This is a genomic window from Halomonas sp. E14 (genome assembly GCF_052568415.1).
On sequence record NZ_CP199423.1, the window covers coordinates 1336757 to 1352041 of the forward strand.

Annotated in this window: 16 protein-coding genes; 6 read left to right on the forward strand and 10 right to left on the reverse strand. The window is 65.6% G+C overall.

Annotation, left to right across the window (positions count from 1 at the left end):
• Positions 1 to 6 precede the first annotated feature (6 nt).
• The gene (locus tag ACT7B3_RS06175; protein WP_445157240.1) at positions 7 to 888 is read right to left on the reverse strand and encodes an NAD(P)-dependent oxidoreductase; all 882 of its coding nucleotides are present in this window, start codon (positions 886 to 888) and stop codon (positions 7 to 9) included.
• A gap of 250 nt (positions 889 to 1138) precedes the next feature.
• Positions 1139 to 1714, reverse strand: a complete 576-nt coding sequence (locus ACT7B3_RS06180; RefSeq protein WP_444678002.1) for a hemerythrin domain-containing protein — start codon at positions 1712 to 1714, stop codon at positions 1139 to 1141.
• Positions 1715 to 2151: 437 nt separating this feature from the next.
• Between ACT7B3_RS06180 and ACT7B3_RS06185 the strand changes: the two genes are divergently transcribed.
• From ACT7B3_RS06185 to ACT7B3_RS06195, 3 genes are all read left to right on the forward strand, one after another.
• Complete coding sequence (locus ACT7B3_RS06185) at positions 2152 to 2625, forward strand: cytochrome-c oxidase (RefSeq protein WP_445157241.1); 474 nt, start codon at positions 2152 to 2154, stop codon at positions 2623 to 2625.
• Positions 2626 to 2734: 109 nt separating this feature from the next.
• Entirely contained in the window at positions 2735 to 3016 is a 282-nt protein-coding gene (locus tag ACT7B3_RS06190; protein WP_444678000.1) for a DUF503 domain-containing protein, read from the forward strand.
• Between the two features lie 509 nt (positions 3017 to 3525).
• On the forward strand, positions 3526 to 4503 hold the full coding sequence (locus ACT7B3_RS06195) for a patatin-like phospholipase family protein (protein WP_445157242.1): 978 nt from the start codon (positions 3526 to 3528) through the stop codon (positions 4501 to 4503).
• 211 nt (positions 4504 to 4714) lie between these two features.
• Here ACT7B3_RS06195 and ACT7B3_RS06200 read toward each other — a convergent pair whose 3' ends face one another.
• Positions 4715 to 5005, reverse strand: a complete 291-nt coding sequence (locus ACT7B3_RS06200) for a general stress protein (RefSeq protein ID WP_445157243.1) — start codon at positions 5003 to 5005, stop codon at positions 4715 to 4717.
• 360 nt (positions 5006 to 5365) lie between these two features.
• Here ACT7B3_RS06200 and ACT7B3_RS06205 point away from each other — a divergent pair, with 360 nt between their 5' ends.
• Positions 5366 to 7141 (forward strand): methyl-accepting chemotaxis protein, encoded by a 1776-nt coding sequence (locus tag ACT7B3_RS06205; RefSeq protein WP_445157244.1) that lies wholly within the window; start codon positions 5366 to 5368, stop codon positions 7139 to 7141.
• Positions 7142 to 7280: 139 nt separating this feature from the next.
• On the opposite strand, the gene ACT7B3_RS06210 is transcribed toward ACT7B3_RS06205, so the two are convergent.
• The 7 genes from ACT7B3_RS06210 to ACT7B3_RS06240 form a co-directional block, all read right to left on the reverse strand.
• Positions 7281 to 9056 (reverse strand): ABC transporter transmembrane domain-containing protein, encoded by a 1776-nt coding sequence (locus ACT7B3_RS06210; protein WP_445157245.1) that lies wholly within the window; start codon positions 9054 to 9056, stop codon positions 7281 to 7283.
• 139 nt (positions 9057 to 9195) lie between these two features.
• Positions 9196 to 10209: a nucleoid-associated protein YejK gene (gene yejK, locus ACT7B3_RS06215; RefSeq protein ID WP_445157246.1), complete on the reverse strand. Its 1014-nt coding sequence runs from the start codon at positions 10207 to 10209 to the stop codon at positions 9196 to 9198.
• Between the two features lie 158 nt (positions 10210 to 10367).
• Positions 10368 to 11129, reverse strand: a complete 762-nt coding sequence (locus tag ACT7B3_RS06220; protein ID WP_445157247.1) for an ABC transporter permease — start codon at positions 11127 to 11129, stop codon at positions 10368 to 10370.
• A complete protein-coding gene (locus tag ACT7B3_RS06225) occupies positions 11126 to 12049 on the reverse strand; it encodes an ABC transporter ATP-binding protein (RefSeq protein ID WP_445158849.1) in 924 nt (307 codons plus the stop codon). The genes ACT7B3_RS06220 and ACT7B3_RS06225 overlap by 4 nt, the downstream gene beginning before the upstream one ends.
• Positions 12050 to 12261: 212 nt before the next feature.
• Entirely contained in the window at positions 12262 to 12540 is a 279-nt protein-coding gene (locus tag ACT7B3_RS06230) for a peptidylprolyl isomerase (RefSeq protein ID WP_444677994.1), read from the reverse strand.
• 80 nt (positions 12541 to 12620) lie between these two features.
• Positions 12621 to 12908, reverse strand: coding sequence for a DUF1330 domain-containing protein (locus tag ACT7B3_RS06235; protein WP_445157248.1), 288 nt, complete (start codon positions 12906 to 12908; stop codon positions 12621 to 12623).
• 33 nt (positions 12909 to 12941) lie between these two features.
• Positions 12942 to 13262, reverse strand: a complete 321-nt coding sequence (locus tag ACT7B3_RS06240; RefSeq protein WP_444677991.1) for a hypothetical protein — start codon at positions 13260 to 13262, stop codon at positions 12942 to 12944.
• Between the two features lie 302 nt (positions 13263 to 13564).
• On the opposite strand from ACT7B3_RS06240, the gene ACT7B3_RS06245 reads away from it, so the two are divergent.
• Both ACT7B3_RS06245 and ACT7B3_RS06250 read left to right on the forward strand, forming a co-directional pair.
• Positions 13565 to 14068, forward strand: coding sequence for a hypothetical protein (locus tag ACT7B3_RS06245; protein ID WP_444677990.1), 504 nt, complete (start codon positions 13565 to 13567; stop codon positions 14066 to 14068).
• 10 nt (positions 14069 to 14078) lie between these two features.
• Positions 14079 to 15275 (forward strand): methyltransferase, encoded by a 1197-nt coding sequence (locus ACT7B3_RS06250; protein WP_445157249.1) that lies wholly within the window; start codon positions 14079 to 14081, stop codon positions 15273 to 15275.
• The last annotated feature ends 10 nt before the right edge of the window (positions 15276 to 15285 follow it).

The following is a 15285-nucleotide window of genomic DNA, read 5'->3' on the forward strand; positions in this document are numbered from 1 at the left end:
CTCCTGTCAGTCTCGCTGGCGATACGCGTCCACCAAGGTGGCTGGGTCGTGCTCGGCGTGACCATGGCGGGCATGGGCGCGCATCAGCTGGGCGGCCAGGGCGCTCATCGGCGTGGCGCTGCCGGCGCGCTGGCTCTGGGCCACGGCCATGTCGAGATCCTTGAGCAAGGTGCGCAGGTGCCAGGGCGGATTGGCGAACTCGCCGGCCGCCATGCGCGGGGCGAGGATCTGGAACGGCCTGGAGTCGGCGAAACCGCCTGCCAGCGCCTCGGTGAGGCGGGTGGCATCCACGCCGCTGGCCTCGGCCAGCGCCACCATTTCGGCGATCACCGCCGCCTGGCAGCCGACGATCATCTGGTTGCATACCTTGGTCACCTGGCCCGCGCCCACCGGGCCCATATGGGTGACACGGGCCGAGAGCGGAGCGAGCAGCGGGCGCACGGCCTCGATGTCCGCCTGGGCTCCGCCGCACATGACCGCCAGGCTGCCGGCCTTGGCCCCGGCCACGCCGCCGGATACCGGCGCATCCACCCAGGCCATGCCGCAAGCGCGTGCCAGGCGCTCGGCATAGTCGCGGGTGGCGGCTGGGTCGCTGCTGGAAAGGTCGATCAGCCGCTGCCCCGGGCGGCCATGGGCGGCCACGCCGCCTTTGCCAAACACCACCGCTTCCACCACGGCGGTATTGGCCAGGCACAGCATTACCACATCCACGCTTGCCACCAGCTCGCCAATGGAACCGGCCAACGTGGCGCCGGCCCCCCGCAGCGGTTCGGCCTTGGCCGGGGTGCGGTTCCACACCGTGACGGCGAAGCCGGCGTCCAGCAGGCGTCGGGTCATGGGATCGCCCATCAGACCGATACCGATGAAGCCGAGGCGAGGAAGTGTCATGGGGAGTCTCCGCGAGGCAATTAGGCAGGTTCTGCGCCATCATGCGGGATGGAAGGGATTTCCATCAACCATCCTCCATCCACCATCACGGGCAGCGGTGGAACAGTCAGTGCGAACTCGCCTTGCGAATGAGCCGAAGAAAGCAGGGCAGGGCGTGGAGAGGAGGTTGCCAAGAGGTGTCATGAGACCATAGGGAAAGCAGAGAGTTAGCGCAAAGGCCCGGGCCCGACCTGCAGGCCCGGGCGAAATCTCAGCCGGTGGCACGCCCGCTGAGCTTGTCGCGCAGGCGGTCGATCATCCCGACCCCAGCACCAACGCTCTTGTGAAAGAGTTCGGAGTGCGGTGCGCTGGGGTGCGGGCGGGTCGGGGCCAACTGTTTGGCGTTTTCGACTCGCCGCCCCATCTCGACCAGCTCGTCGCCCGGGATATGCGAGCGCAGCTTGGGAAACTGATCCGACTCTTCGTCGTCGGCGTGATGGCGCAGCTTCTGTTCCAGCTCGTGGATCTTGTCGAGAAAGCCCGGTGCGTCAGCGTCGCTATCCTCGAGCTGCTTCATCACCTGGACGATCTCGTCATGCTCCTGCTTGTCGTGTTCCACCTCTTCTTCACCGTTGGGCAGCTGCTTTTCCATCACCGGGTAAACATGCATCTCCTCGGCGACGGAATGGCGCATCACCTCGGCGATCAGCATGTCGGTGAGGTCTCGGCGCTGAGCGGCGTCCGGTGAACGTTTGATCTCTCCGATCAGGTTCACCATGTCCTGATGGTCCGAGGTGAGGATGTCGACGACATCCATGGCGGACCGGGTCACGTTAGGTTCCTTCATGAGACTCCCTCCATTGAGTCATTGCGCCCTTTGCAACAGGCCATCTCAACATAGACAGAGTCGGCTTCATCAGCCAAGCCCGGCGCAGGATATTGCGAGCTGCTGGGGTAACGCCCTCACGCGGCGAGGGCAACGGGTTGTGCAACGGTAGCCGGAACAGGATCTGGGCTGCCTAGGCCGCAAGTGCGTTGGCTGGTGCTTGATGACAGCCTCTTCGTACAGCCGGAAGGAGGCTTTGACGCCAGCCCAACCAAAGCTAGTACCCAATCGCCTGATTTGTGCCATAAAGAGATAGCGTGCCATGGTACGTGGTTGCGCCATTTCAGCCCTGGCAGCGCAGATTGTTACCACCCTGACAATGACGAAATCGACCCGTCGACGGCAGGCTGTCCGCGCCGTGTTGGCTTCATGAAGGCGCCACATGCCTGATCGGGGCCATGGCCAACCCGACGCCGCTCGCCGAGCAGGATATTCGTGGGAGAACGACAATGACCGGTGCAATGGCAGACAAGAAAATGGCCCTGTTGTGGCTGAAGATTGCGGTAGTGTATCTACTGGTTGGCGTCATCTACGGCATCGTGATTGCCGCCAGCCATCAATATGCCTTCCGAAGCGTGCATGCACACATCAACCTGCTGGGCTGGGCAAGCCTGGCCCTGGCCGGTCTGATGTATCACCTGTATCCGGTTGCCGCGCGCAGCGTTCTCGGCCGCCTTCACTTCTACCTTCACAACGCTGGTCTCCCGGTGCTGCTGGTGTCTCTGCATTTCTATGCGGGTGGCATGCGACAGCTCGAACCCGTGCTGGCGTTGGCTTCCGTGATCGTCGGCCTGGGCATCCTGGCGTTTACGGTCAACGTCATCATGAACATGAAAGTGGCCTTGTCGACTGGCAACGTCGATAGCGCCTGAAGCGCCACGGCTGCCGGTTGAAAGCGGCCTGCCTGGGCCGCATCTGAACAGGAGGGGGCGTCAGCTCGACTGGCCCAGGCGACCATCCACCGACAGGAGCCTCAGCCGCATGTTCATTGCCGTACTGACACTCGAAGTTGCCTTGCCGGGCTGCGCGTCGCTCAAGGAGAAGCGCCAGCGCATGGGCGGGATTCACGAGCGCTTCGGCCGCCACCCGGCCGTGGCAGTGTGCGAGAGCGGTCAGCACGACCGGCTCGAGGCAAGCGAGTGGACTTTCGTGGTGACAGGAAACGAGCGACAGAAGGTGGAGTCGCTATGCAGCGAGATCGAAGACAAAGTACAGCGTACGGTAGACGGGCGAGTGATGCAGGTCTCGCGTGACATGCTGTAGATGAGCGCCGGGGCTGATAGGCGCCTTGATTTTGCATTGCATCAAAATGCGTCAGCCAGCCATTTTCATGATCATCGATGGTGCAGAAAGGGGGCGGCTGGCGGCGGCTGGCACAAAGCCTGCGTGCTGTTTTTCTCGCAAGTCTTTGTATTTTAGGGAGTTTTGTGATTGTTGGCTCGGCTGTCGCATTGTGTTTGGCAACGAGGCAAGCAACTCAGTATCGGGTTACCCGCTCAGCACTGAGTTACCAACCAACGCCTAGGAAGCTCGAAGTGGTCCCGCCTTCCTGGGCAACGTCGCCAGACGCTGAAAGACAGCAGGCGATATAGCGATGTGAGCTGGCGTGCTCCACCTGACCCCCTTCGGGGGGTCTTTTTTATTTTCCCGAGCGTGTGCGAACGTGTCGGCAAAGGCAATGCGACCTTTGTCGGTCGCGGTGTTCACATTTGCTTGGCCGGTCTACCCTTGCGGAACGGTATTCGCAATGCAGCAAGTCGCAGGGAGGTGACATGCGGGAAAGAATCGTGCTCGTGCTCAATGGCGGTGGTGCCCTGGGGGCCTACCAGTACGGTGTCTATCGAGCCCTGGTGAGACACCTCGACGAACAAGCGAGACGTGACATGGTGGTGGTGGGCGCCTCGATCGGTGCCGTCAACGGGTACCTGATCGCAACGCACCAAGGAGCGCCTGACGGGGGCCTAGACGCCATGGCGCGCTTCTGGCGTGCGGTCACGCAGCCTTCGCTGCCGTTCGTGCCGTTCTTCGACGCCAATAGCAAGCGCCTCAGCGCCAGCCTGACCGGCCTTGCGCTGGGTAACCCGCCGGTATTCTCGGCCGTGCCCGGCGGCTTCCTCGCTGGGCTGGCGACCTATCCCGCCACGGCAGGCTACGACAATCGCAGGCTGGTCGATACTGTGGCTTGCCATGCCGAGCGCTACTCGGCCAAGGAGGGCGAAGGCCCGCGGCTGATGATTCGTGCCATCGATATCGAGGCGACCAAGCCTGTCTGGTTTGACAGCGCGGAGCAGCCCATCGTACCCACCATGATCGGTGCCAGCAGTGCCATTCCGCTGCTGTTCAAGCCGGGCTGGCATGAGGGACGGGCCTACTGGGACGGCGACATCTGGCACCGCGGCCTGTTGCAGCCTGCCCTGAAGCGGCTCGACTCGACGCTGCCAGGGCAGCGCTGGCATGTCATTACGGCGGAGCTGTTCAAGCAGACGCCGGGAACCCCTCAGGGATTTGGCGAAAGTCTGGATCACTTCAGGCGTCTGTTCTTCGGGGCGCGCAGCGACGATGAGGCCAATGAAGCGCTCCAATCGTATCCCGAGCTGCGCATAACGCGCATTCGACGTCAGCCTCACCCGGGCGAGAGCACTTCGCTGTGGGTCATGGACTGGGCGCCGGATCGGTTGGCGTACCTGATCGAGCAGGGAGAAAGCGACGCCCGGCAGGCTCTGGCCAAGGCAGGCACTCGCAGTGCTTGATGTTGGCCTATAACGACAAGAGGCTGCCAGGTGAGTCTGGCAGCCTCTTCCCACCTTGAACGGCCAGCGCAGCGGTCATCCTGTCTCACTGCGCGGCGATCTTGGCTGGCGTGTTTCCTTCATGGCGCTTGCAAGCCGTGCCTTCCTTGGCTCAGGGGCCGTTCGCCTATCCGGCGAACGGCCTGTGGCTTGGCGCCGCTCGGCAATGGCCTTAGCGGCCCTGGTTCTTGCCGCCCTTACGGCCGGCCTCGGCGGCCTTTTCACGGTCGTTGGCGAAATTGCCACCGCTGTGCTGGCCACCTTTCTGGCCCGCCTCGGAGGCGCGCTGCGGGTCGTTGGCGAAGTTGCCGCCGCTTTGCTGGCCGCCCTTGTGGCCTGCCTCGGAGGCGCGCTGCGGGTCGTTGGCGAAGTTGCCGCCGCTGTGCTGGCCGCCTTTCTGGCCGGCTTCGGAGGCCTTCTTCGGGTCGTTGGCAAAATTGCCTGGATTCTGGTTTTGTGCCATGTCAGAACTCCTTCCTCGTTTGCCTGTTGAACCACACAAGCGAGATCGTACTTCCGTTTACCGGCTTTCCGGCACTGCTGGCTCCTGCCATCACGACTAAACGTAGGAACCCCCAAGCCACCCATCAAGCTGTGCCGGGTTTCCTAATGCTAAGAATGGTGTAGTACCTAACGACACAATCCCTTGCACTGGGTGGCTTGGGCAGTCAGGGTGGCTTGGGGCGATAAATTGACATGGATCAATAAATGATGAGGTGGTCCCATGCATTAGTATTAAGTTGACTAGTGCTTCGCTGCGGCGTGAGGCTTGATGGCATGTCAAATACCCACATGCCTTTTCACTAATAATAACGGTCTCTCCATGAAAGCGACTCCTCCCAAACAGGCTGGTTTCACCCGCCTGAAGCAGCTGTTGGCCTTGAATCTGCAGAACAAGATTCTGCTCCTGGTCCTGGTGCCCCTGATCATCTCTTCTTCCTGCCTGCTGGTCCTCGAAGCACTCGAGCGCATCGATTCCAACCGCTCGCAGCTGGCGCAGCAGCGCGAGCTGATGCTCGAGGCACGCCGCCACGGGGTCGAAAGCATCGTCGGTATGGCCAGAACCCTGGCGCAGAGCGTCGGCAACGAAAGCGACGATCCGCGCATGGCGCAGCAGGTGGCCCTGGGCCTGCTGCGCGAGCTGCGTTTCGAGGAGGACAACTATGTCTTCGTCTTCGACTACGACGGCACCATGCTGGTCCAGCCGGCCGTGCCCCAGCAGGAGGGGCGCAACATGCTGGATGTGCAGGACGCCAACGGCAAGCCGCTGATCCGTGACATGATCGAGATCGCACGCGGCGGAGGCGGGCGGTATGCCTACGAGTGGACCAACCCGGCCACCGGCGAGGTGGAGCCCAAGTACTCCTACGCCACCCCCATCGCCGAGTGGAACTGGGTGATCGGTGCTGGCGTCTACGCCACCGGGGTGGATGCCGCCATGGCCGTGATCGAGCAGGTGGCCAGGCAGAATCTCATCGAGACGCTGGTTCGCCTGTTCTTCATTGCCTCGGCCATCAACCTGACCATTACCTTCTTTGCCATCTGGATCACCCGGCGTACGGTGCGCCAGATTCGTCAGACCGCCGCCGACATGAACGAGATTGCCCAGGGCGTGGCCGAGGGGCGGGGTGACCTGACCCGGCGCCTGCGCGTTACCAGCAAGGATGAGATCGGCGAGCTCGCCCGCCAGTTCAACGGCTTCCTGGCACGCATCCAGGCCACCCTGCGCGAGGTACGGGGGGGAGCCAACGACGTCTTGCTGGCGTCCCAGAGCATTGCACGCAGCAGCGACGAACTCGCTTCACGCACCGACCAGGCCGCATCGAGCCTGCAGCAGACGTCGTCGGCCATGGAAGAGATCACCTCAACGGTGCAGAACAACGCCGAACATGCCCAGCAGGCCGACCAGCTGGTCAGGGCCAGCGCCGAGGTGGCTCGCCAGGGCAAGGAGTCCATGGAGCTTGTCGAAACCACCATGGAGGACATTCGTTCCGCTTCGGCCAAGATTGCCGAAATCGTTGCGCTGATCGATGGCATCGCCTTCCAGACCAATATCCTGGCGCTCAATGCCTCCGTCGAGGCGGCTAGGGCCGGTGAGCATGGACGCGGCTTTGCGGTGGTGGCACAGGAAGTCCGTACGCTGGCGCAGCGCTCTGCCAACGCGGCACAGGACATTCGCCAACTGATCGATGACTCGGTGGCGCGCACTCAGCACGGCGCAGAAATCGTCCACAAGGCTGGGGCGACCATGCAGGAGATATTTGCCAGCATCACCAAGGTGAACGATGTCATTGCCGAGATCAGCGCCGGTTCGCGGGAGCAGAGCATCGGCATCCACGAGGTCAATGCCGCTGTCAGCCAGATGGATACCATGACCCAGCAGAACGCCGCCATGGTGGAGCACAACAGCGACACCTCCACGGCCATGCGCGACCAGGCCGAACGGTTGACCCGACTGATCAATACCTTCGTGCTGGGCGACGACCCGGCTGCCGCGCCGGCGCTTCCGGCCTTGGCCATGCACTTGCCGGCGCCGGGCGTGGCTTCGTCGGCGCCGAAGCGCCAGCGTGATGCCGAGGTGGAGTGGGAAACCTTCTGACGCCTGCCTGCCGGCAGGCCTAGTCACTGCCCTGGGGCGCCGAGAGGCGAGCGGGGCGGCACATGCAACACCGCAAGCGGGGGAGGCGATTGCCTCCCCTTTGCACTGCCGAGGTAGGAATCGGCAGGGTGCTGCCCGCTCAGGCTTCCTCTCGGTGTTGCCCGAACTGCAGTTGGGCCAGGTGGCGGTAGAGCGGGCTTTGTACGAGCAGTTCGGCGTGACGCCCGGCGGCCACCAGCCGGCCTTCGTCGAATACCAGCAGGCGATCGGCGGCGGTGACCGTGGCCAGCCGATGCGCGATCACCAGGCTGGTCCGCCCGGCCATCAGTCGGTCGAGTGCCTGCTGCACCAGGCGTTCGCTCTCGGCGTCCAGCGCACTCGTCGCCTCGTCGAGCAGCAGCACGCGAGGGTCCTTCAGCAGCGCTCGGGCAATCGCCAGGCGCTGGCGCTGGCCACCGGAAAGCTGCACGCCGCCGGGGCCGAGTTCGGTGTCGAAACCGGCCGGCAAGGCCTCGACGAAAGCGAGGGCATTGGCATCGCGGGCGGCAGCGCGCAGCTCGTCCAGGGTGGCGTCGGGCTTGCCGTAGCGCAGATTGTCGGCCACCGTGCCGGTAAACAGCACCGGCTCCTGGGCCACCAGGCCCATGGCGGCTCGCAGCACCTTGGGGTCGAACTGGCGCAGGTCGATGCCGTCCAGCGTGACCCGGCCACGCTCCGGGTCGTGAAAGCGCAGCAGCAGCGCGAACAACGTGCTTTTGCCGGCGCCGGAAGGACCGACCAAGGCCACGCGCTCGCCGGCACGAATCGTCAGATCGAGTGTGCCGAGGGCCGGCGTGTGCCGTGCGGGATAGGTAAAGCTCACCTGCTCCAGGCGGATCTCGCCGCGCAGCGGCACAGGCAGGGGGGCCGGCTCGTCCGGTGAACGAATATCGGGCTTGGCATCGAGCAGCTCCAGCAGCCTTTCGGCGGCGCCGGCGGCGCGCTGCACGTCGCCGGCCACTTCGGCCAGCGTGGCCGCCGCGCCTGCCGCCAGTACCGCATAGAACACGAAAGCCGAAAGCTCGCCGGCACTGATCTCGCCGGCCAGCACCGCCTGGCCGCCTTGCCACAGCATCAGCCCCACGGCGGCAAATACCGCCAGCATGGCCGCCGCAGTGAGCCAGGCACGCTGTTGTGTGCGTACCACGGCGGTGGCAAACGCCTGCTCGACGCGTTCGCCGTAGTCGCGCCGATCGATCGCTTCATGGGAGAAGGCCTGCACCGTACGGATCCCATTGAGTGCCTCGCTGGCATAGCGGCCAAGCTCTGCCACCCGGTCCTGACTATGGCGGGAGAGCCGCCTTACGCGGCGTCCGAACCACAGGATCGGCAGCAGCGTGGCGGGAATACCGATCAGTACCAGCGCCGATAGCCACGGCTGAGTCACCAGCATCAGCGCCACCGCACCCAGCAGCATCACCAGGTTGCGCAGCGCCAGTGAGATCGACGAGCCGAACAGCGTCTGCAGCACGCTGGTATCGGCGGTCAGGCGCGAGGCGATCTCGGCGGCACCGCGGTCGCGCCGTCCGGCGCTCTCGAAGTAGGCCGGCTCCAGCTCCAGCAGGTGATCGAATACCTGCCGTCGAAGGTCCGCGGCCAGGCGTTCGCCGATCCAGCTCACCTGGTAATAGCGCAGCGCCGAGGCGCCGGCGAGCAGGCTGACGATGGCCAGCATCACGCCCAAGGTCTGGTTGAGGCGGGTGGCATCCGCGGCGAGAAAGCCCTGATCGATCACCAGGCGCAGCCCCTGGCCCAGCAGCAGCACGCTGCCGGAGGCCGCCAGCAGCGCCGTGGCGGCAATGGCAAGGCGGCCACGATAGGGAGTGAGCAGCGTCAGCAGGCGCAGCAGTACCTTGGGGCTGGGGCGGTCGTTCATGTCGGGCGTGTCGCTCTTGGCTGGCAGGGGAACACCTTACCAGCGGCGGCAGTTGGCCGACAGCGATGCAGAACCGTCTTGCTCTGGCGGTTACGCCAGCCGCGATTTCGCCGGCATCTGGCTGGGCGTGAGGCCGGGATCAACCCTGGCGCTTGAGCTGTTCCTTGAGCTGCTTGGGCACCTGCTTGATGATCAGACGGTCCTGCTGCTCGTCGTACTCGATGCTGGACCCGAGCAGGTGGGAGTCGAAGCTGATGGATACGCCGCCGGCGCGACCGGTGAAACGGCGGAACTGACGCAGGGTGCGCTTGTCGGGCGGAATTTCCGGCGACAGGCCGTAATCGGCGTTGCGGATATGCTCGTAGAAGGCCCGGGGCTGCTGTTCGTCAAGCAGCTCCGAGAGCTCCTCCAGCGTAATCGGCTCGCCGCGGCTTGCCTGTGCGCTGGCGTAGTCGATCAGCGCTTCGGTCTTCTCCCGGCTCTGCTCCTCGGGCAGCTCCTCCTGTTCCACGAAGTCGCTGAAGGCCTTGAGCAGTGTGCGGGTTTCGCCGGTGGCGTCGATGCCTTCGGTGGCGCCCAGCGCGCCGGCCAGCGCCTCGGCGAGCTTCTTGCCGCCGCGGTCGTGGATCCACGAGAGATAGTGGCGCGAGGCGACCCCTTCCTGCCACTGGCTCAGGTTGAGGCGCAGTGCCAGGCTCATGCGCGCCAGGTTCAGCTGGGTCGCCGGCACCAGGGTGAGTGCGTCATCGATGCCGAAGCCCTCGCGCTGATGCACCAGCCCCAGAGTCAGGTAGCGGGTCTCGCCGTGGCGATAGTCGAAGCACAGCAGGTGCCCCGACGTCGATAGATGGTCGTCGACCAGCGGCAGCAGCCGCTCGGCGAGAGCGCGGGTCAGAGCGGGGAAATCGTGGCGTTCCGCCAGGTAGTCGGCCAGCGCCTGGGTGACAGGCTGGGTCGCAGCCTCGCCCTGGGCCTGCTCGGGCAGGAAATGCCCCCACGCCTTGGTCTTGGCATGGTAGGCGTCGTGGAAGGCGGCAAGCAGCGAGTCCACCAGCGGGGTGGCCGGCAGCGGGGTGCCTGCCGCGCGCAGGGTGGCAGGCTGCTCGCTGGTGGCCTTGTCGATGTGATGGACGATGCAGTGCAGTATCGGCATGGCCGTCTCCGCCGTGAGCGCGCTGCAGGCAGCGCGGGGTGGGCTGTGCCGCTAGGCAGGGAAGGCGAATGATACCGGCGTGCAGGTCGAGTTCAACCGGCGCTTCGCCCAGCGACGAATTGGGCGCCGCTGGCGGTGACCCGGCCGGCGGCACCCGGTCAGGGCTTGAGGCGGTAGCCGGTCTTAAATACCCAGTTGACCACTGCCAGGGCAACGGCCAGGAACAGCGCGATGATGACCAGGCTGAGCCAGATGCTTACGTCGCTGGTGCCGTAGAAGCTCCAGCGGAAGCCGCTGACCAGGTAGACCACCGGGTTGAGCAGCGTCACGGCTTGCCAGAAGGGAGGCAGCATGTCGATGGAGTAGAAGGTGCCGCCGAGGAAGGTCAGCGGGGTGACGATCAGCAGCGGCACCAGCTGCAGCTTCTCGAAGCCATCGGCCCAGATGCCGATGATGAAGCCGAGCAGGCTGAAGGTGATGGCGGTCAGCACCAGGAACAGCAGCATCACCAGCGGGTACTGGATGGAGAAGGGCACGAACAGGCGCGCCGTGGCCAGCACGATCAACCCCAGCACCACCGACTTGGTGGCTGCCGCGCCGACGTAGCCGAGCACGATCTCGAGATAGGAGATCGGCGCCGAGAGAATCTCGTAGATCGAGCCGGAAAAGCGCGGGAAGAAGATGCCGAAGGAGGCGGTGGAAACGCTCTGGGTCAGCAGCAGCAGCATGATCAGACCGGGCACGATGAAGGCGCCGTAGCTCACCCCGTCGACTTCGTTGATCTGCGAGCCGATGGCCGCGCCGAACACCACGAAATAGAGCGAGGTGGAGACCACCGGCGAAACGATGCTCTGCAGCACGGTACGCAGGCTGCGGGCCATCTCGGCCAGGTAGATGGTCTTGACCGATTGCAGGTTCATGCGCTCTCCCGAACCAGGTTGACGAAGATGTCCTCCAGCGAACTCTGGCGCGTGTGCAGGTCCTTGACCCGCACGCCGGTCGCCTCCAGGTCGGCCAGCAGCCCGGCGATGCCGGTGCCTTCTTCCTGGGGGGTGGCGTCGTAGGTGTAGACCAGCGCCTGGCCGTCGTCCGCCAGGGTCAGCTCATGGCCCGCCAGCGCCGCGGGGAGGCGCTCGAGCGGTTTGGCCAGGTGCAGGGTCAGCTCCTTGCGACCGAGCTGGCGCATCAGCACGGTTTTTTCCTCTACCAGCACCAGCTCGCCGCGGCGGATCACGCCGATGCGGTCGGCCATCTCCTCGGCCTCCTCGATGTAGTGGGTGGTGAGGATGATGGTCACGCCCTGGTCGCGCAGCCCGCGCACCACTTCCCACATCTCGCGGCGCAGCTCCACGTCGACGCCGGCGGTGGGTTCGTCAAGAAACAGCACCTGGGGCTGGTGCGACAGCGCCTTGGCGATCAGCACGCGCCGCTTCATGCCGCCGGAAAGCTCCAGCAGGCGGTTGTCGCGCTTGTCCCACAGCGCCAGCGCCCGTAGTACGTTCTCGATGTGCGCGGGGTCGCGGGGCTTGCCGAACAGCCCGCGGCTGAAGCTGACCGTATCCCACACCGTGGTGAAGGCCTCGTTGGTCAGCTCCTGCGGTACCAGGCCGATGCGCTCGCGGGCCTGGCGATACTCGGTCACGTTATCGAAGCCATCCACCCGCACGCGCCCGCTGCTGGCGTTCACCAAGCCGCAGATCACGCTGATCAGGGTGGTCTTGCCGGCCCCGTTGGGACCGAGCAGGGCGAAGATCTCGCCGCGGCGAATGGTCAGGTCGACCTCGTTGAGCGCCTGGAAGCCGTCGCGGTAGCGTTTTGAGAGTCGCTCGACCTGGATCATCGGCGTGCCGACAGCGCCTCCGGCGCTGGGGCTAGGGTCGGTCAGCGTCAGCGGCAAGGGGTGCGCTGGTAGGGTCATCGGGTGTCCCTGTCTCGGAGAAGGCGAATCATTCCCCCATCCTAACCCGTGGGGAACGCCGCTGCAGAGCGCAGAGGCGATAAGCCGCCGTGGCAGGCACGGCGGCTAGCGGCGAGGTCGCGGTCGACGCGGCCTCAGCTGCGGCTGGTGATTTCCAGCAGGTGGTAGCCGAACTGGGTCTTCACCGGGCCGTGCACCTTGTTGAGCTCGCCGGAGAACACCACCTGGTCGAACTCGCGCACCATCTGGCCCGGGCCGAAGCTGCCCAGGTCGCCGCCGCGGGCGCCGGAGGGGCAGGTGGAGTGCTCGCGAGCGACCTCGGCGAAATCGCGGCCGCCCTCGATCTCGGCCTTCAGGGCCTCACACTTCTCTTCGCTGTTTACCAGAATATGCCGTGCTGTTGCCTTGGCCATGCCGTTCTCCTTATGCCTTGGGTGGGCTGAGTGTCTTGCCGGGTGCGCAGCATAACATGCGCGCCCGGCGAGGCAGAACGCTACCCCTCGTAGGCGGCCAGGTCGACCTGGGCCGCAGCGTCGCGCAGCGGGATCAGCGCCTGGTAGGCCGGCGAGGCGTACCACTGCGCCACGGCGTCGCGGTCGGGGAAACGCAACACCACGAGATTGGGGTGGCCCGGCTGGCCCGCCAGCACCTGGGTACGCTGGCCCCGCATCAGCAGCTCGCCGCCCCAGGGGGTCAGCGTGGCGGGCACCCGCGCCACATACTCCATCCAGCGCTCGGGGTCATGCACGGTCACCTGACCGACGACATAGGCATGGCTCATCTGTAGGTCTCCTGGCGGGTTGTGTATGGCGCGTTAGCCGCCCACGCCAAACCTTAGCCGCAGGTTCTGCAGCCCGTCGAGCTCGATGCGCACCTCGTCGGAGAAAACCGGATGGCCGTGTACACGCACGGTGACCGTGGCGTCCGCGCCGCGATAGCTGACTTCGGCGCGCAGCGTGGTCTCGGTGCTCACCGGGGCCAGCCAGTGGTAGTCGATGCGGCTCACTTCCAGCGCCGACAGGCCGCGACGCTCCAGCTGCTCTTCGACGATGCGTTCCACGGCGATGCCGTAGTAGACGTAGAGGCCGCCGTAGGCGAGAGCGGCAAGCACGATCAGGGAGAGGAAACGCCCCACTCGAATTCTCCTTGGTGAAGATAGTCAGTTCCGCGCCGGCCCCCAGGGGCCGGCGTGCATGCTAGGCCCGCTGCGCCATTGCCCGGGCGCGAGGCCGGAAGGAAGTGTGGCAGCAGACGCGACGGCAGGATAGAGGCAGTTGGGTGGGAAGCGCGTGCCGGGCAGGGGAGACGCTGCCTGGCCAAGGTCGAGGCGGCAGGTATGGCCCCGCGTGGTACACGAGGCTTGTCACGGGCGTGCCGGTTCCTGACAATTCCGCCTGGAGCGGGTTCTGTGGATGCGAGGTGCGTCGAGGAGGCGATATGGCAGGCAAGCGCAGGTGGTGCAGCTGGCTGCTGCTGGCCATGCTGTGGCCCGCGGCGGCGGTGGCCGAGCGTCTGGAAGGCGTTGTCGGCGATACCCACCACGCGTGGTTCATCCATCGAGAAGGTGGTGATTCCAGCGCCACCTTCCTCGACCTGGAGGACCGCTACCGCATTGAGGTCGTCGGTTTCATCGCCCCCGGGGCCATGCAATGGCGCGATTCGCTCTCGCTCGGCATCACCCTGGTGGAGGGAGAAGTGACAAGTTTCGACGTGCTGCACGGGCTCGGCCTCTCCGCCATGCCGCCGGTCTATACCTCCGAAGGAGGCGCGGTGATCCTCACTCTCGATGCCTTCGCGGTGGACGGCGGTCAAGCTCGGTTGGCCGGTCGCCTCGACGGACGGCTGGCCCTGCAGCCCGCGCTGGGGGCGACTCCTGACATCGACCAGGGCGTGGACATCGCGATTCGCTTCGATGTCGTGGCCTCGCGCATCGAATACTGAGCGTTTCGCCATGTCCCCTTCGTCACGCCTGGCCCGGCTGACCGAATGCCTGGCCCAGTGGCAGCCGCTGTGGCGTCCGCTGCCGTTTCAGCATCTTCATGCGCCCTGGCTCGAGCGTTTCCCCGGCCTCGCTGCGGCGCTGCTGCGCTTGAGCGATGCGGACGTCGACCGGCTGCAGGCCGAGCCCTGGTACGATTCGCCGCTGGCGTTCTGGCTACCTGTGACCGAGCTGGCCGACCTGGTAGCGCTGCCGCGGCTCGAAAGCGACGCCGCACCGCTGCCGGGCACCTGGAGCCAGCACATCGAGGGGCGCAAATGGCAGCAGATCGAGGCGTTCCTGGCTCATGCCCGGCTGAGCCCCGCCGCGCTGGTGGTAGAGTGGTGCGCTGGCAAGGGGCACCTCTCCCGCACCCTGGCACGCCAGCAGCAGCGGGCCGTCACGGCGCTCGAATGGGAGCCGGCGCTGTGTCGCCACGGTCAGGCGCTGGCCGCTCGCCAGCAGGTGACCGTGGACATGCGCTGTCAGGACGTGATGGCCCCCGAGGCGCTTACCTGGCTCAACGCAAGGACCCACGCGCTGGCCCTGCACGCCTGCGGCGACCTGCATGTGCGGCTGCTGCAGGCGGCCATTGCCACCGGCAGCGCGGTGACGCTGTCACCTTGCTGCTACCAGCGCACCGCCAGCCCGAGCTACTCGCCCCTTTCGCAGCAGGCGCAGCGCCTGTGTCACCTTCATGGCCTGGCGCTCAGCCGCGACGACCTTGCCCTGGCGGTGCAGGAAACGGTCACGGCGCCGCAGGGTGTGCGCCGCCGTCGCGAGCGCGCCGGCGCCTGGCGGCTGGGCTTCGACCTGCTGCAGCGCGAGGTGCGCGGAGAGCACGACTACCTGCCGGTGCCGAGCCTCGCCTACGGCAAACTGCCTGATACCTTCGACGAATTCTGCCGCTGGGCGGCCGCCTGCAAGCAGATCGTTCTGCCGCCGCGGGTGGACTGGCAGGCGTTCGAGGCGCAGGGCTGGCAGCGCCAGGCGCAGGTATCGCGCTTCGAGCTGGTGCGCCACGTCTTTCGCCGGCCGCTGGAGGTGTGGCTGGCGCTCGATCGCCTGGCACTGCTGGAAGAGGCCGGCTTTGCCGCAGATATTGGCATTTTCTGCGAGCGTGACTTGACCCCGCGCAATCTTATGCTGCGCGCCGTCAAGCTAGACTGAAAAACGAGCA

Bases quoted from the DNA above. Each gene is read 5' to 3' on its own strand.
- ACT7B3_RS06175 (WP_445157240.1), bottom strand. From the start codon at position 888: ATGACACTTCCTCGCCTCGGCTTCATCGGTATCGGTCTGATGGGCGAT.
- ACT7B3_RS06180 (WP_444678002.1), bottom strand. From the start codon at position 1,714: ATGAAGGAACCTAACGTGACCCGGTCCGCCATGGATGTCGTCGACATC.
- ACT7B3_RS06185 (WP_445157241.1), top strand. From the start codon at position 2,152: ATGGCCAACCCGACGCCGCTCGCCGAGCAGGATATTCGTGGGAGAACG.
- ACT7B3_RS06190 (WP_444678000.1), top strand. From the start codon at position 2,735: ATGTTCATTGCCGTACTGACACTCGAAGTTGCCTTGCCGGGCTGCGCG.
- ACT7B3_RS06195 (WP_445157242.1), top strand. From the start codon at position 3,526: ATGCGGGAAAGAATCGTGCTCGTGCTCAATGGCGGTGGTGCCCTGGGG.
- ACT7B3_RS06200 (WP_445157243.1), bottom strand. From the start codon at position 5,005: ATGGCACAAAACCAGAATCCAGGCAATTTTGCCAACGACCCGAAGAAG.
- ACT7B3_RS06205 (WP_445157244.1), top strand. From the start codon at position 5,366: ATGAAAGCGACTCCTCCCAAACAGGCTGGTTTCACCCGCCTGAAGCAG.
- ACT7B3_RS06210 (WP_445157245.1), bottom strand. From the start codon at position 9,056: ATGAACGACCGCCCCAGCCCCAAGGTACTGCTGCGCCTGCTGACGCTG.
- yejK (WP_445157246.1), bottom strand. From the start codon at position 10,209: ATGCCGATACTGCACTGCATCGTCCATCACATCGACAAGGCCACCAGC.
- ACT7B3_RS06220 (WP_445157247.1), bottom strand. From the start codon at position 11,129: ATGAACCTGCAATCGGTCAAGACCATCTACCTGGCCGAGATGGCCCGC.
- ACT7B3_RS06225 (WP_445158849.1), bottom strand. From the start codon at position 12,049: ATGATCCAGGTCGAGCGACTCTCAAAACGCTACCGCGACGGCTTCCAG.
- ACT7B3_RS06230 (WP_444677994.1), bottom strand. From the start codon at position 12,540: ATGGCCAAGGCAACAGCACGGCATATTCTGGTAAACAGCGAAGAGAAG.
- ACT7B3_RS06235 (WP_445157248.1), bottom strand. From the start codon at position 12,908: ATGAGCCATGCCTATGTCGTCGGTCAGGTGACCGTGCATGACCCCGAG.
- ACT7B3_RS06245 (WP_444677990.1), top strand. From the start codon at position 13,565: ATGGCAGGCAAGCGCAGGTGGTGCAGCTGGCTGCTGCTGGCCATGCTG.
- ACT7B3_RS06250 (WP_445157249.1), top strand. From the start codon at position 14,079: ATGTCCCCTTCGTCACGCCTGGCCCGGCTGACCGAATGCCTGGCCCAG.